This is a genomic window from Streptomyces sp. SirexAA-E, from assembly GCF_000177195.2.
Lineage (GTDB): Bacteria > Actinomycetota > Actinomycetes > Streptomycetales > Streptomycetaceae > Streptomyces > Streptomyces flavovirens.
This window is the reverse complement of sequence record NC_015953.1, coordinates 6,348,010-6,363,082: the sequence shown is the minus strand read 5'-3', so window position 1 is coordinate 6,363,082 and position 15,073 is coordinate 6,348,010. Positions and strand designations below refer to the sequence as shown.

The following is a 15,073-nucleotide window of genomic DNA, read 5'->3' as shown; positions in this document are numbered from 1 at the left end:
GGACATCGAGGGTGCGTCAGGCCCCGGTCGGTGAGGGGGCCGTCCGGCCGGGCGAGGGGGCCGTCGGGCGCTCAGCGGGCCCGGAACACTCCGGGGGTCATCCCCGTCGTCCGCCGGAAGGCCGCCCCGAAGGCACTGGCCGAGCGGTAGCCGACCTCCTCCGCGACGACGTCCACCTCCCACCCCCGGGAGAGGAGCGCGACGGCGTGCTGCGCCCTGACCCCGGCGACCCAGCGCGCGAAGCTGGTGCCCGTCTCCGCGTTGAAGGCACGGGTGATCGTCCGGGGGCTCACCCCCAGCTCGGTGGCCCAGTTGCTGAGCGTCCGGCGGTCGGCGGGGTTCTCGCGCACGGCGTCGGCGATCGGGCGCAGCAGCGGGGAGGTGGGGACCTGGACCAGCAACTCGCGGGGCGACGGGGTGAGTACGTCGAGGATCATCGTCTCCGTCGACGCCCGTGACCCGGGGGTCAGTCCGGAGTCACCGAGCCGCTCCAGCAGCAGACGGAGCAGCGGGGTGATCTCGACGGCGACGGGCACGTCGGAGAGGGAGGGTGTGGTGGCGCGGCCGAAGAAGCCGGCGCGGAACCAGGTGCCGGCGACCGCCGAGCCGGAGTGGACGGTCCCGGCGGGCATCCACAGGCCCAGGGTCGGGGTGATCGTCCAGGCCTTGGCGCCCACCACGGCCATGGAGGCGCCCCGTTCGTTCCAGAGCAGTTCGTCCCAGGGGTGGGCGTGCGCGTTCCAGCTGGTGTCGCGGGCGACGACCTCTTCGTAGCCGTGGATGACGAACGGTGCCCCCGCCGCGCTCGGCGCGGGGTCGGGCACGGTGCGGGTCTCTCGGGTCACGTCGCGGCCCCCGGTACGCGGGCGAGCGGCGCGGGGCCGCGGCCGGCGGGGGCGGGGCGCATGGCCCCACCGTACCGAGGGCCCCGCGAGGAGCGGCCTTCGGCCCCGTCAGTCCGTGTACTGGCAGAGTCCGCGCGGCAGGTAGGTGCCGTGCCCCGCGTGGCCGACGTACGCCCGGTCCGCGATCACCGGGACGCCGCGGGAGAGCACCGTCTCCGCCCGGCCCGTCACCTTCCTGCCCTCGTACGCCGAGTAGTCGACGTTCATGTGGTGGGTCGCGGCGGAGAGGGTCTGCTCCGCGTGCGGGTCGTAGACGACGATGTCCGCGTCGGCGCCCGGGGCGATCGTGCCCTTCCTCGGGTACAGGCCGAACATGCGCGCCGGGGTCGCGCAGGCGATGTCGATCCAGCGGCGCCGGCCGATGTGGCCGTCCACGACGGCCTGGTGCAGCAGGTCCATGCGGTTCTCGACGCCGGGCAGTCCGTTCGGGATCTTCGAGAAGTCCTCCAAACCCATCTCCTTCTGCCCCTTGAAACAGAAGGGACAGTGGTCCGTCGAGACCACCTGGAGGTCGTTGGTCCGCAGTCCGCGCCACAGCGCCTCCTGGTGGTCGGCCGGGCGCAGGGGGGTGGAGCAGACGTACTTGGCCCCCTCGAAGCCGGGTTCCGCCAGGTTGTCGGTCGACAGGAAGAGGTACTGCGGACAGGTCTCGCCGAACACCGGGAGCCCCTCGTCCCGGGCCCTCGCCAGCTCCGCGACGGCTTCCCTGGCCGAGACGTGCACCACGTAGACGGGCGCGCCCGCGACCTGGCTGAGCTTGATGACGCGGTGGGTGGCCTCCGCCTCCAGGAGCGCCTTGCGCACCTCGCCGTGGTGCCGCGGGTCCCGCTCACCGCGGGCCAGCGCCTGTTCGACGAGTACGTCGATGGCCAGGCCGTTCTCCGCGTGCGTCATCACCAGTCCGCCGTTGGAACCGGCGCGCTGCATGGCCCTCAGGATCTGGCCGTCGTCGGAGAGGAAGACCCCGGGATAGGCGGTGAAGAGCTTGAAGGAGGTGACACCGAGCTCGATGAGCCGGTCCATCTCCTTCAGCGAGGAAGCGTCGACGTCCGACATGATCATGTGGAAGGCGTAGTCGATCGCGCACCGGCCCTCGGCCTTCTCGTGCCACGCGTCGAGCCCTTCGCGGAGCGAGCCGCCCTTGGGCTGGATCGCGAAGTCCACCACGGTCGTCGTGCCTCCCCAGGCCGCCGCCCGGGTCCCGGTCTCGAAGGTGTCGGAGGCCGTGGTGCCGCCGAACGGCATCTCCATGTGGGTATGGGCGTCGACGCCGCCGGGGATCACGTACTTCCCGGTGGCGTCGATGACGTGGTCGGCGGTCCATCCGTGGCTGCCGTGGGTGGCGAGGGCCACGACCTTGCCGCCGTCCACGAGCACGTCCACGTGCATCTCGTCGGAAGCGGTGACGACCAGGCCGCCGGTGATCAGAGTGCGTGCCACAGCTCTTCTCCCTTCACATCGGGTAAGCGGGGATCCCGCCTCATCCGGCCGCCCGCAGCGCCTCGCCCAGGACGGACGCGCCCTCCTCGGCCTCGGCGACGGTGAGCGAGAGCGGTGGTGCGATGCGCAGGACGCTGGTGTCGTGGCCGCCGCCCTTCCCGATGAGCAGTCCGCCCGCGCGGGCGGCTTCGAGCACGGCCGCCGCGGCGTCCGGATCCGCCTCGTCGGTGCCGGGCCTGACCAGCTCGATGCCGATCATGAGACCCCGGCCGCGCACCTCCCGTACGGCCGGTGAGCGCGCGCCGACCGCCCTGAGGCGCTCGATGAGCAGCCCGCCGACACGGCGGGCGTTGCCCTGGAGGTCGTGTTCCAGCAGGTAGGAGAGGTTCGCCAGCCCGGCCGCCATGGTGACGGGGGACCCGCCGAAGGTGGAGATGGAGTTGGCGTCCAGGCAGTTCATGACGTCGGCGCGGGCCACGACCCCACCGATGGACATGCCGTTGCCGATGCCCTTGGCGAACGTCAGGATGTCCGGCGGCCCGCTCGCAGCGTGCGCCTGCCATCCCCAGAAGTGGTCGCCCGTGCGGCCCCAGCCGGTCTGCACCTCGTCGGAGATCCACAGGACGCCGTGCCGGTCGAGCACCTCCCGGAACGCGGCGTAGAGCCCGTCGGGCGGTGCGGTGAAGCCGCCGACGCCCTGCACGGGCTCGGCGATCAGTGCGGCCGGCTTCCTGGTGTGCCCGAGCAGGTCCTCCAGATCGGCCACGCAGGCCCGGATGAACTCGGCGTCCCCCAGGTCCGCGTACGGGCCGCGGTGGCGGACCCCGCCGTGGACGTACAGGGTCTGCAGCGGCGACAGCGCGGTGGGCGACCAGGACCGGTTGCCGTTGACGGAGACCGTCGAGAACGACCTCCCGTGGTAGCTGTTGCGCATCGCCAGGATCTGGTTGGACCCCCGGTAGGCGGTGGCGAGCAGCAGGGCGGTGTCGTTGGCCTCGGTGCCCGAGGTGGTGAAGAAGACCCGGGCGTCGGGGATGCCGGAGAGCCCTGCGACGCGCTCGGCGAGGTCCACCATGGGGCGGTTGAGGTAGAGCGTCGAGGAGTGGATGATCCGGCCGGCCTGCTCCGAGACGGCCTTGGTCACCTCCGGCAGGGCGTGCGCCGTCATGGTGGTGAGGATGCCGCCGAAGAAGTCGAGGTACCGGTTGCCGTCCGCGTCCCAGACGTGCCGGCCCGCACCGTGGGTGAGCTCCAGGGGGTGCCGGTAGTAGAGGGCCAGCCATTCGGGGCTGACGGCCAGGTGCCGTTCGTGCAGTCCGGTCACGGTTCCACCAGCCCCTCGTACGCGTCCGGACGGCGGTCCCGGTAGAACGCCCACTGCTGCCGCACCTCATCGATGAGGCCGAAGTCCAGGTCCCTGACGACGAGTTCCTCCGCCTTGTCATCGGCGACCTCACCGACGAACCGGCCGCGCGGGTCGACGAAGTAGCTCGTGCCGTAGAAGTCGTTGTCGCCGTACTCCTCCTGGCCGACGCGGTTGATCGCGGCGACGAAGTACTCGTTGGCGACGGCGGCCGCGGGCTGTTCCAGCTGCCAGAGGTAGCTGGAGAGGCCGCGCGAGGTGGCCGACGGGTTGTACACCAGCTGGGCGCCGTTCAGGCCGAGTTGGCGCCAGCCCTCGGGGAAGTGCCGGTCGTAGCAGATGTACACCCCGACCTTGCCGACAGCGGTGTCGAAGACCGGCCAGCCGGCGTTGCCGGGCTTGAAGTAGTACTTCTCCCAGAAGCCCTTGACCTGCGGGATGTGGTGCTTGCGGTACTTGCCGAGGTACGAGCCGTCGGCGTCGATCACCGCGGCGGTGTTGTAGTAGAAGCCGGACTGTTCGAGCTCGAAGACCGGGACGACGATCACCATGCCCGTCTCGCGGGCCAGCTCCCGCATCCGCCGGACGGTCGGCCCGTCGGGCACGGCCTCGGCCCAGCGGTAGTGCTCGGGCTCCTGGACCTGGCAGAAGTAGGGGGCGTTGAACACCTCCTGGAAGCCGATGATCCTCGCGCCCTGCCGGGCGGCCTCACGGGCGTGTTCCTCGTGCTTGGCGATCATGGATTCGGTGTCGCCGGTCCAGGTCGCCTGGACGAGTGCGGCGCGTACGACATCGGACATGAGCTGCTCCTTCGACGCGGCGTCAGAGAGCCTCTACGCGATCTCTACACCCGTAGACACGGTGCATAGGGGGAGACCGTAAGCCTCGCCCCACAGCGGGGCAAGACCATCGCCGTGAACCGGCGGGGTCGATCGCGTTTCGCACCCGAGCGGTCCACACCCCTGAACGGGCCGGGAACGGTTCGGGCGCGGCCGAACCGTTCCCGGCCTAGCGTCGGGGGTATGACGCCCATGACGCACGGGCCCGCCGGCCCCGACGGCACCACCGGCCCCACCGGACCCGAAGAACCCGAAGGACCCGAAGGACCCGACGCCCACACGCGGCCGGCCGGGGGCCCGCCGTCGCCCTTCGCCCTGCTGCACGAGCGGGACCGCGCCCCTCTGCTGCTGCCCAACGCCTGGGATCACGCCTCGGCGGCCGCGCTGGCCGGGCAGGGTTTCCCCGCGATCGGCACCACCAGCCTGGGCGTGGCCGCCGCCGCGGGGCTGCCGGACGGGGCGGCGGCCACCCGCGACGTGACGCTGGCCCTGGCGCGCCGCCTCGGGCAGGACTCCTTCCTCTTCAGCGTCGACGCCGAAGGCGGCTTCAGCGACGACGTGGAGGCGGTGGCCGCGCTGGCCCGGGAGCTGTACGAGGCGGGCGCGGCGGGGATCAACCTGGAGGACGGGCGCCCGGACGGCACGCTCGCCCCGGTGGAGCTCCACGCGGCGAAGATCGCCGCGGTCAAGGCGGCCACGCCCGGACTGTTCGTGAACGCGCGGACCGACACGCACTGGCTGGGCCAGGAGAAGGGTCGGACCACGACCCGCCTCGCGGCCTACGAACAGGCGGGCGCGGACGGCGTCTTCGTGCCGGGTCTCGCCGAGCCGGACGGCATCGCGGCGCTCACGGCGGCCCTCACCGTGCCGTTGAACATCCTGTACACACCGGCCGGCCCCACCGTCGCGGATCTGGCCGGGCTGGGTGTGCGCAGGGTCAGCCTCGGCTCGCTGCTCTACCGCAGCGCCCTGGCGGCGGCCCTGGCCACCGCGGCCTCGGTCCGGGACGGCGGCCGGCACGCCGATCCGGTCACCCCGTCCTACGCCGCGGTGCAACGGCTCTCGGGCGCTTGCCCCGGAGCGCCCTCCAACTCGTAGCCTCCCGGGGAGCCGAGAGGCATCCGAGCGAGGGGAACCCCGTGCGTCGCACACTGTTCGGCCGGACCGGAGTGCGCGTCAGCGAGCTGGCCCCGGGCGCCATGACACTGGGCGGCCACGAGTCGGAGCCGGAGGGAGCGCACTCCCTGATCGACAACCGGACGGACACGGTCGTCCTCGTGTACGACGCCCCGGGCTGCCCGGGGAACCTCCTGGGCGGGATCAGCCCCGGCAGCCAGGCCACGGCCGCCGGTGGTACGGGCGTCTTCGTCGAGCAGTCCGCGCGGCGGGGCGGGGGTTCACGGGGTGGCGATGCCCGCCACCCGGAGCGCGTGCAACACGTCCCGTTCCCGTGCCGCTGACACCTCCCGGGCCGCCGCGAGGAGTTGGGGGACCAGGTCGTGCGCCCCGGCCTCGGCGAGGCGTGCCGCGTCCTGTGGCGTGCGTACGCGGACGAAGGCGCCCAGCAGCGCCAGGGCCTCCGGCTGCCGGCCGGCCAGGCCGAGGGCGGCCACCGCGTCGGCGATCTCCCGGGCGGGCCGTGCGACGCCCTGACGCAGCACCTGTGCGCAGTCATCGGAGCGCCCGGCGGCGGCCAGCGCACCGGCCGCCGCGGCGAGGGCGGTCGGCGGCAGCGAGGAGAGCTCCCACAGCAGGGTGGCCCAGTCCGCGGCCAGCCCCGCCCGGTGCAGGGCGACCGCGAGCACGGGCAGGTGCCCGGCGGGCCCGTCGGCCGCCTCGCACAGCACGGCGTGCGCCTCGCCGGTGCGGCCCTCCGCGCGCAGCCGCACGAGCATCCCGACGGTCTCATCGGCGGCCCGGAGCACGGCCGGGTCGGCTTCCGGGGCGGGCGGTGCGGCGTCAGCCCGCCGGGCCGGGGCACCGCCGTAGCGGGCGCCCCGGGGCGCGGACGTCGTGGGCGGAGGCGGTGGCGGGACGGGCACGGGCGAGGCGATGGGGGCCGTCTCCGTGCCGTCCTCCGCGTCCAGGCCCGCGAAGCGGGCCCCGCGCGGCCTCTTCCGCTCGCGCCGGGGCGCCGGGACGTGGGGCGCGTGAGGGTCCTCCGGACGGTGCGGATCCGGGGCCGGTGGCGACCGGACGGGCGCGGGCGGGGGCACGGCGTCCGCCGTCCGGAACCAGCCGTCGGGCACGGTGCTCCCCACCGCGGCCAGACGGTGGCTCAGTTCCGCGCAGCGCGCCGTGGCACGGGCGAGGTCGTCCCGGGCCCAGGCGGCCTCCTCCGGCTCGGCGTCGGGGCCGCCCGCCACCGGGCCTGCGGCCCGCAGGCGCTGTGCGGCGGCGGCCTGCTCGCGAAGCATCAGGTCGAGCCGGTCGGCGAGCGCCCGGCGTCCGCCGGGACGCCGGTCGTGCGCGGTGGCGGACTCGGTGTACAACGCGGCGGCCCGGACGGACTCCTGCGCCGCGACACCGGCCCCCCGGACGGCGGCGAGGTCCTGGAGGAGGGACTCGACCACATCCCAGGGCGGCACCTCCGTGCCGTCGAGGCAGGCGCGCATGCCCTCGGGGTCGCGTGCGACGAAGACCCCGTACCAGCCCCTGCCCGGGTCGAGCAGAGCAGCGAGGTCGCGCAGGTAGCGCGCGAACGTCCTTACTTCCACCGCGTGTCGGTCCACTGTCACCGTCGCCCTCGCCGGCCGCCGCCTGGAAGCTTCCAGACCGCTGGCATTCGACCGCAGGGGTGTTACGGAGGGGCTACGCGCTCTTTTCCGGTGTGGTGCGGGCGGGTCGGGGCGCGTGGGATGCGCTCCCCGGCCGGTGGGCGACGCCTCACGCACGGCCGGGCACGGAGGGTCACGGGCGTTCGGTATGCGCCATTGCCTCGGCACCGCCCGCCCGGGGGCGCGGCAGCCGGCGGGTGAGGGGGCGGGCGGGCTCCGGACCCCCGCGTCGTGCGGAAACACGCCTGAGATCATCTCGTGAAGGCGACGTCACATGACCTTCACGCCACGAACACTTCCGGCCGCGTCGCACGGACGGTCCGCCGACCGGCAGACGATCCCGTCGCGGCTCTCATAGCCTCCGGCCATGCGACGCACACAGATGAGACGCCTGGGACTCGCCTCCGTCTTCGCCCTTTTCCTCGCCCTGTTCGGCCTGGCCCCGGCGGCGAACGCGGCCGAGCCGGCCGAGCTGACCTTCACCACCGACACCGCCACCACCGTGCCGGGCGGCACGGTGAACCTGTCGATGACGCTCACCAACAACCGGAGTTACGACATCTGGTTCGTCCACCAGACGATCGACCCGACCTGGCTGACCACCCAGCGCCCCGACCTGAAGTACAGCTTCACCGGGTGCAGCCTGGCCACCGCCACCGGCAGCACCCCCTGTTCGGGCACCGGGCCCGCGAACCTCGGCGGCAACTACGGCACGACCGTGCCCCCCGGTCAGACCCGGACGGTCACCCTGACCCTGAAGATCGCGGAAGACTCCGGCTGCAACGGGGACATCGGCTTCTACTCGTACTACTACGCGGAGTTCAGCGACAGCGCGAACGCCACCGGCGGCCCTGTCCACACCCCCGAGACCCGCGTGCTCTGCGCCTGACCCCGCCCGTCCGACCGGCACATGGGCCGGGTCCCGACCGGACCCGCACCACCAGGTAGGCCGATGGCGGCCGGCCCGCGCACTCCGCCCGGGCCGGCCGCCACCGGCGTTCAGCCGCTGGGGGTGTCTGGAAACAGATCACCGCATGGGGGAAAAAGCAGGTCATCGGACCGCAGTCGCCCAGCTCGCCCCGCACCCGCGCACACCCGCACTCCACCCACGTCCCCGCACGTCACCCGGCCCGAGGTGACTCACGGGCCCGGAGCCGAGACATCAGGGCGGCCGGTTCGCCCCCACTCCCCCACCTCGATACCCCCTGCGGTTTTTCCGTCACGTTTCGCGCTAGTCACACAAAAGCTTCATAGGCCCATCACGATATGGAGGGACTGAAGCGAGTGACCGGTACCTGAGGGGGGCGCCGGCGCCCGCATGGAGTCGGGCGCGCTTCGCCGAGCGCCGCGCGTCTCCGCCCTGGGGAGGGACCAACAGCATGAAGCGCAGGATGTATGCGGCCTTGTGCACGGTGGGCACACTCGTGGCCTCGCTGGCTCTACCGGCGGGACAGGCACTGGCGGCCGACCCGCCGCCCCGCGTCGATCTGCGGGTCCTGGTCGTGAGTGACGGCGGCCCGGCGACCGACGCGATAGCCGCCGAGCTCGACACGGCCGGTACGCCCTACACCGAGGTCGACCTGACCGCCCCCGGCCGCCCGGTGATCGACGCCGGTTTCCTGGCGGACACGGTGGAGGGACGGGACCGCGCGAAGTTCCAGGCCGTGGTCCTGCCCAACGACAACCCGTTCGCGGCCGGGTCCGCCGAGATGGCCGCCCTCGCCTCCTACGAGCGGACGTACGCGATCCCGCAGGTGGACGCCTACACCTACGCACGTCCGGAGGCGGGGCTGAAGACCCCGGACGACGGCGGCTACTCGGGCGGCGCGGACGGCCTGCGGGCCGAGGTGACGCCGGCCGGGCTGGCGGGTCCCTTCGGCTACCTCGACGGTGACGTGCCCTTCGAGGACCTCTCGCCGACCGTCGGCGAGAGCTACGCCTTCCTCTCCACCCCGGCCGACGGCGCGGACTTCACCCCGTACGTCGACGCGTCGATCCCCGGGCGAAGCGCCCGCGGTTCGCTGGTCGGCGAGTACCGGCACGACGGGCGGCGGGAACTCGTCGTCACGTTCGTCTACAACCGGTACCAGCAGCAGTTCCGGCTGCTGGCGCGGGGCATCGTCGAGTGGATGACCGGCGGCACCCACCTCGGGGCCTCCCACAACTACTTCGCCGTCCACGTCGACGACGTCTTCGCCGCGGACGACCGCTGGAACTCCGAGCTCAACTGCACGCCCGGTGACGTCGACTGCGCGGACGGCAGCGTGGAGCCCGATCCGATCCGGATGGACCCGGACGACGTCGCGTACGCCACCGCGTGGCAGGACACGCACGGCCTGACGCTGGACCTGGCGTACAACGGGGTCGGCAGCGTCGACCACCGCGCGGAGAACGGCGGCACCGACGCGCTGGCCGACCGCCTCCTCGCCGACCGTGACGAGTTCCGCTGGATCAACCACACGTACACGCACGCCTTCCTCGGCTGCGTCCAGGACACCACCGTGGTCCCGTGGACGTGCGCCACCGCCCCCGGCGGGGGCACCGCCTGGGTCACCCGCGCCGAGATCTCCGACGAGATCGCCACCAACCGTGTCTGGGGCGAGGCGGCCGGACTTCCGCTGCACCACGGCGAGTTGGTGACCGGCGAGCACTCCGGTACGAAGGTCGACCCGCAGCAGCCCGAGGACAACCCGAACCTGGCGGGCGCCCTCGCCGACAACGGCATCACCTGGATCGGCTCGGACAACTCCCGTGACCCGCGGCAGCGCCAGGTGGGCCCCGCGCTCACGGTGTCGCGCTACCCGATGAACGTCTTCTACAACGCCGGCCGCGCGGCCGAGCAGGTCGACGAGTACAACTGGATCTACACCAGCCGCGCCCAGGGCGGCAGCGGCATCTGCGAGGACAACCCCGCCACCTCCACCTGCCTGCCCGAGCCGCTGGACCCGGCCACCGGCTACACCGACCACATCGTGCCGCTGGAGACGCGGATCGCGCTGGGCCACGTCCTGGCCAACGACCCACGGCCGCACTTCATCCACCAGTCGAACCTGGCCGAGGACCGCATCGCCTACCCGGTGCTGAGCGGAGTCACCGACGGGTACGCGGCACTGTTCGCCGACGACACACCGCTGGTGAACCCGCGCATGAAGGACATCGGCGCCGAGATGCAGCGGCGCCTCCGGTGGCGGCAGGCCCTCGACGCCGGCGACGTCACCGCGTACCGCATCGGCTCCGCGGTGACCGTGCACGCCCCCGCGGGTGTGGCCGTCCCCGCGACGATGCCGACCGGCACGTCGGAGGGGTCCGCCGCGTTCGGCGACGCGTACGCGGGCCAGGTGTCCGGCTGGAAGGTGCCCGGCGCACAGCCGCTGACCCTCGCCCTGCCGACGTCGGCCGACGCCCCGGTCACGGACACGGACCGGATCGCGGGCCCGACGAGCACCGTCCCCGCGCTCCCCGTCCCCGCCGGGGTCACCGAGCCGGCCGCGTTCGCACCGACGAGCTGAGCGACCCCGCACGCGGACGGTGCCGACCGGCACCGGACACCGGCACGCCCCCACAGACCCGATGGTGGAGCCATCCATGCACGTTCTCCACGGTTCGCGACAGCCTCACGCGGCCCGCGTCACCCTGCTCACCGAAGGAACGTATCCGCACAGCCACGGCGGCGTCAGCGTCTGGTGCGACCAGATCGTCCGGGGCATGCCCGACATCGCGTTCGAGGTCGTCGCGGTCACCGGCACCGGCCGGGAACCCGTCGTCTGGGACATCCCCGCCCAGGTCTCCCGCATCCGCTCCGTCCCCATGTGGGGGCCGGCACCGGAAGGGCGTCCGCCCACCGGACGGCAGGAGCGGCGGCTCGTCGGCGCCTACGAGCGGTTCGTCACGGCCCTGCTCGACCCGTGCGCCGAGGACGGCTTCGCCCCGGCCCTGTACACGTTGGCCGGGGCGGCGCGGGACGGGCTGCTCAGCCCCTTCCTGCGAAGCGACCGGGCGGTCTCGGTGCTCACCTCGGTGTGGAACCGGCCGGGGCTGATCGTGCGGGAAGCCCGCCCCACGCTGCACGACGCCCTCACCGCCACCACCCTCCTCGAACACGCGCTGCGCCCCCTGGCCACCGCTCCGCCCCGAAGCGGCGTCGCCCACGCGGTGAGCGGCGGGATCGCCGTGCTGCCGGGCCTCACCGCGCTCGAACGCCACGGTGTGCCGCTGCTGCTGACGGAGCACGGCGTCTATCTGCGCGAGCGGTACCTCGGCTACCGCACCGCCCCCTACCGCTGGCCCGTCAAGGCGGTCGTCCTCGGCTTCTTCCGGCTGCTCGCCGAGGAGACCTACCGGAAGGCCGCCCTGATCACCCCGGGCAACCGCTACAACCGGCTGTGGGAGGAACAGGGCGGGGCCGACCCCGGGCTGATCCGTACGGTCTACAACGGCGTGGACCCGGCGGCCTTCCCGCCGGCCGGTCCGGAGCCCGACGTGCCCACGCTGAGCTGGGCCGGCCGGGTCGACCCGATCAAGGACCTGGAGACCCTGATCCGCGCCTTCGCCCTGGTGCGCGAACGGCTGCCCGCCGCGCGCCTGCGGCTGTTCGGGGGCACACCGCGCGGCGGGGAGGCCTACCGGCAGCGGTGCGAGACGCTGGCCGCCGGGCTCGGGCACGCGGACGCGGTCACGTTCGAAGGCCGGGTGGACGACATCACGGACGCCTACGCGGCCGGCAACGTCGTCATGCTGTCCAGCATCAGCGAGGGGTTCCCGTTCACACTGATCGAGGCGATGTCCTGCGGGCGGGCCACCGTCTCGACGGACGTCGGCGGGGTCCGGGAGGCCGTCGGCGACAGCGGGCTCGTCGTGCCGCCGCGCGACCCGGCCGCGATGGCCGCGGCCGCCCTGGAGCTGCTGGGCGACCGGGAACGCCGGCGGCGGATGGGCGAGGCGGCCCGGCTGAGGGTGATCGAGCAGTTCACCCTGCGGCAGACCGTGGACACGTTCCGCTCGGTCTACCTGGAGCTGTCGCGGGCGCGGACGGCGGTCCACCCGCCCGAATCCGCCCCGGCGGCGTCCGCCACGAAGAGGCGCCACGCGGGCCGGCACCGCGCGGCGTTCGCGGACACCGCCACCGGTCCGGGCCCCTCGGCCGCGTTCGCGTCGACCGCCGTCGGCGCCCCGCCGCCGGGTCCCGGCGCGGCGCCCGGTCCCGTCGTCGGGAGCGTGGCGGGATGAGCGGGCCGCTGGCACTGGAACCCGGCGGCGCGGCGGACGACACGCTGGCGCTGCGGCTGGCCGACGACCGGACCATCGCCCTGCGTCTGCCCGGCCGGAGCGCCCACCAGGACGCGGTCGACGCGCTCGCCGCCGAGCTGACCGACCGCATCGGCCCGGCCGTACACCCGTACGAGGTCGCCGCGCTGCTGGAGTCGGAGGGGCTGGCCGCGGAGGTCGTCCGGGACACCTACGGGCACCCGGACCTGTTCTCACTGGCCGCCGCCCTCCACGAGCGGGTGCCCCGGAGCTTCCCCGAGCCGCCGCGGCCGGCCGACCCGTGGCGGCCCGACCACGTCCGGTGCGCCCTGCGCGGGGCGCTGTTCGCCCTTCCGGGGCTGGCGCACCTGCTCACCGGGCCGTTGTGGGCGACCGGCAGGGGCGTGGCCGCGCTGGTCGTGGCGGGCCTCGTCTCCTGGGCCTGGGGCCAGGCGCTGGGCCACCGGGCCTATCTGCGGCTGGCCTCGGGGCCCCGGGAGTGCGGCCGGACCCTGCTGGTGGGGGCTCCGCTGGGTGCCGTGCTGGCGACGGCCGCCGGGACGGTGGTGGCCGGGTCGGGGCCGACGGCCCTCTTCGTGGCCGGTCAGTCGGTGTATCTGGCGGGGGCCGGTGTGCTGCTGGTGCTGGGGCGGGAGCGGTTGCTGCTGGCCGCGCTCGTCCCGGTCGTCGCGGTGGCGGCGGCGCTGCCGTGGTGGGAGCCGGGGGCGCTGGCGCGGGCCGGGATACCGCTGCTGTCGGTCGTGGGGACGGCCGTCGCGGCCGGCTGGGCCCTCACCGGCCCGCTCGCCACCGCGCCGGCCCCCGGGGCCGCCCGGCCGCGGCCGGTGCTCTCGCTGCCCTACGGCCTGTTCGGTCTGGGCGCCGGGGTGCTGGTGCTGCTGGAGGGGCGGCACCAGCCGTACGCGGTGGTGGTGCTGACCGTGAGCATGGGGCTCGCCGAGTGGCTGCTGTACCGGTTCCGGGGGATGTCCGTGGCGGCCCTGCGGGCGACGGCCACTCCGGCCGGGTTCCGGCTGCGCTCCGCGGGGATCCTCCTGCTCTGTCTGTTCGCCTACCTCTCGCCCCTGGTGCCCGCCGCGCTGCTGACCGGCGCCGAGCCGGTGGGGCTGCTGCTGATCGCGGCGACGCTGTGGACCGCCCTGCTGCTCCAGGCGTTCGGGACGGCGTGGGTACCGGCCGTGGTGTGCCTGGCGGCGGCCGGTGCGGTGGGCGCGTTCACCCTGATCGGCCCGGGGCGGGACCTGCTCGTCCTGTCCCTCTGTCACGGGACGGCCGCTGTGGTGCTGGGGGTGTGTGCCCTGCGCACCCTGGGGCGGCCCTCGGCCCACGCCTGAACCCTGCCACCACCCGCCCGCCAGGCGCGGCGGACGGGTCCCGGGCTCCACGGGGCACGCGCGCCCGCACCCCTCGTGCCGCCGGCACGGCGGCCCCGGTTCTCACCACCACCGAAAGGAACGGTCACGTTGACCTCCACACCGCTCGCCGCCGTCACCGGAGCCGAGGGATTCATCGGCTCCCACCTCGTCGAGACCCTCGTGGCCGCCGGGCACCGGGTGAGGGCCATGGCGCAGTACAACTCCTTCTCCTCGTACGGCTGGCTGGAGACCCTGTCCGAGGAGGTGCTCGCCGAGGTCGAGATCGTCCTGGGCGACGTGCGGGACCCCGGCTCGGTGCGCGGGTTCGCCGAAGGGGCCGACTGCGTCTACCACCTGGCGGCGCTCATCGCGATCCCGTACAGCTACCGGGCACCGCACAGCTACGTGGACACCAATGTCACGGGCACGCTCAACGTCCTGGAGGCGGTACGCGCCCTGGGCACCCCGCGCCTCGTGCACACGTCCACCAGCGAGACGTACGGCACCGCGCAGACCGTGCCGATCACCGAGGACCACCCCATCCACACCCAGTCCCCGTACGCCGCGTCGAAGGCGGGGGCGGACCGGCTGGCCGACAGCTACCACGCCAGCTTCTCCACCCCGGTGGTGACGCTGCGGCCGTTCAACACCTTCGGGCCGAGGCAGTCGATGCGGGCCGTCATCCCGACGGTCATCGGCCAACTGGCCGCCGGGGAGCGCACGATCACCCTCGGCGATCTGCGGCCGACCCGTGACTTCACCTACGTCCGGGACACGGCGCGGGCTTTCCTCGCCGTCGGTACGGCCGACGCCGAGCGGGTGGTGGGCCGGACCTTCAACGCCGGGACGGGCGGCGAGATATCCGTCGGCGACCTGGTCGTCCTGATCGGCAAGGTGACGGGCACCGAGGTGGACGTCCGTGAGGACGCCGAGCGGGTGCGCCCCGCGGCCTCCGAGGTGATGCGGCTCGTCGCGGACGCGACCCGGCTGCGGGAGACCACCGGGTGGGCGCCCGCGCACGACCTGGAGGACGGGCTCGCGCGCACGGCCGCCTTCTTCCAGGACCCGGCCAACCTGGCCCGCTACAAGACCGGCATCTACAACGTCTGACCCGTCCGGCACGACCACG

Annotated in this window: 12 protein-coding genes; 7 read left to right on the top strand and 5 right to left on the bottom strand. The window is 73.7% G+C overall.

From position 1 onward, the window contains the following. Nucleotides 1-71: 71 nt before the first annotated feature. The 4 genes from SACTE_RS27840 to SACTE_RS27825 form a co-directional block, all read right to left on the bottom strand. Nucleotides 72-845, bottom strand: a complete 774-nt coding sequence (locus SACTE_RS27840; protein ID WP_014049348.1) for an AraC family transcriptional regulator — start codon at nt 843-845, stop codon at nt 72-74. A 108-nt stretch (nt 846-953) separates the two neighbouring features. Further along, nucleotides 954-2,345 carry a dihydropyrimidinase gene (gene hydA / locus SACTE_RS27835; protein ID WP_014049347.1) on the bottom strand — a complete coding sequence of 464 codons (1,392 nt, stop codon included), beginning with the start codon at nt 2,343-2,345 and terminating at the stop codon, nt 954-956. 40 nt (nt 2,346-2,385) lie between these two features. After that, the gene (locus SACTE_RS27830; RefSeq protein WP_014049346.1) at nt 2,386-3,669 is read right to left on the bottom strand and encodes an aspartate aminotransferase family protein; all 1,284 of its coding nucleotides are present in this window, start codon (nt 3,667-3,669) and stop codon (nt 2,386-2,388) included. Next, a complete protein-coding gene (locus SACTE_RS27825; protein WP_014049345.1) occupies nt 3,666-4,508 on the bottom strand; it encodes a nitrilase-related carbon-nitrogen hydrolase in 843 nt (280 codons plus the stop codon). Before SACTE_RS27825 ends, SACTE_RS27830 begins: the two co-directional genes overlap by 4 nt. Before the next feature lie 222 nt (nt 4,509-4,730). Between SACTE_RS27825 and SACTE_RS27820 the strand changes: the two genes are divergently transcribed. Beyond that, nucleotides 4,731-5,645, top strand: coding sequence for an isocitrate lyase/phosphoenolpyruvate mutase family protein (locus tag SACTE_RS27820; RefSeq protein ID WP_226995189.1), 915 nt, complete (start codon nt 4,731-4,733; stop codon nt 5,643-5,645). 41 nt (nt 5,646-5,686) lie between these two features. Beyond that, nucleotides 5,687-6,007, top strand: a complete 321-nt coding sequence (locus SACTE_RS27815) for a hypothetical protein (RefSeq protein WP_014049343.1) — start codon at nt 5,687-5,689, stop codon at nt 6,005-6,007. Here the strand turns inward: SACTE_RS27815 and SACTE_RS27810 are convergent. Beyond that, nucleotides 5,945-7,285: a hypothetical protein gene (locus SACTE_RS27810; RefSeq protein WP_014049342.1), complete on the bottom strand. Its 1,341-nt coding sequence runs from the start codon at nt 7,283-7,285 to the stop codon at nt 5,945-5,947. The two genes, SACTE_RS27815 and SACTE_RS27810, sit on opposite strands and share 63 nt — an antisense overlap. Before the next feature lie 406 nt (nt 7,286-7,691). Between SACTE_RS27810 and SACTE_RS27805 the strand changes: the two genes are divergently transcribed. From SACTE_RS27805 to SACTE_RS27785, 5 genes are all read left to right on the top strand, one after another. Then, a complete protein-coding gene (locus SACTE_RS27805; protein ID WP_019993046.1) occupies nt 7,692-8,213 on the top strand; it encodes a hypothetical protein in 522 nt (173 codons plus the stop codon). A gap of 490 nt (nt 8,214-8,703) precedes the next feature. Continuing rightward, on the top strand, nt 8,704-10,833 hold the full coding sequence (locus SACTE_RS27800) for a hypothetical protein (protein WP_014049340.1): 2,130 nt from the start codon (nt 8,704-8,706) through the stop codon (nt 10,831-10,833). Nucleotides 10,834-10,909: 76 nt separating this feature from the next. Then, nucleotides 10,910-12,550: a GT4 family glycosyltransferase PelF gene (pelF, locus tag SACTE_RS27795; protein WP_014049339.1), complete on the top strand. Its 1,641-nt coding sequence runs from the start codon at nt 10,910-10,912 to the stop codon at nt 12,548-12,550. Then, nucleotides 12,547-13,923 (top strand): hypothetical protein, encoded by a 1,377-nt coding sequence (locus SACTE_RS27790; RefSeq protein ID WP_014049338.1) that lies wholly within the window; start codon nt 12,547-12,549, stop codon nt 13,921-13,923. Before pelF ends, SACTE_RS27790 begins: the two co-directional genes overlap by 4 nt. Before the next feature lie 129 nt (nt 13,924-14,052). Further along, nucleotides 14,053-15,054 carry an SDR family NAD(P)-dependent oxidoreductase gene (locus SACTE_RS27785; RefSeq protein ID WP_014049337.1) on the top strand — a complete coding sequence of 334 codons (1,002 nt, stop codon included), beginning with the start codon at nt 14,053-14,055 and terminating at the stop codon, nt 15,052-15,054. Nucleotides 15,055-15,073: the final 19 nt, after the last annotated feature.

Coding starts and splice junctions, on each gene's coding strand:
- SACTE_RS27825 (WP_014049345.1), bottom strand. CDS start 4,508: ATGTCCGATGTCGTACGCGCCGCACTCGTCCAGGCGACCTGGACCGGC.
- SACTE_RS27820 (WP_226995189.1), top strand. CDS start 4,731: ATGACGCCCATGACGCACGGGCCCGCCGGCCCCGACGGCACCACCGGC.
- SACTE_RS27805 (WP_019993046.1), top strand. CDS start 7,692: ATGCGACGCACACAGATGAGACGCCTGGGACTCGCCTCCGTCTTCGCC.
- SACTE_RS27800 (WP_014049340.1), top strand. CDS start 8,704: ATGAAGCGCAGGATGTATGCGGCCTTGTGCACGGTGGGCACACTCGTG.
- pelF (WP_014049339.1), top strand. CDS start 10,910: ATGCACGTTCTCCACGGTTCGCGACAGCCTCACGCGGCCCGCGTCACC.
- SACTE_RS27790 (WP_014049338.1), top strand. CDS start 12,547: ATGAGCGGGCCGCTGGCACTGGAACCCGGCGGCGCGGCGGACGACACG.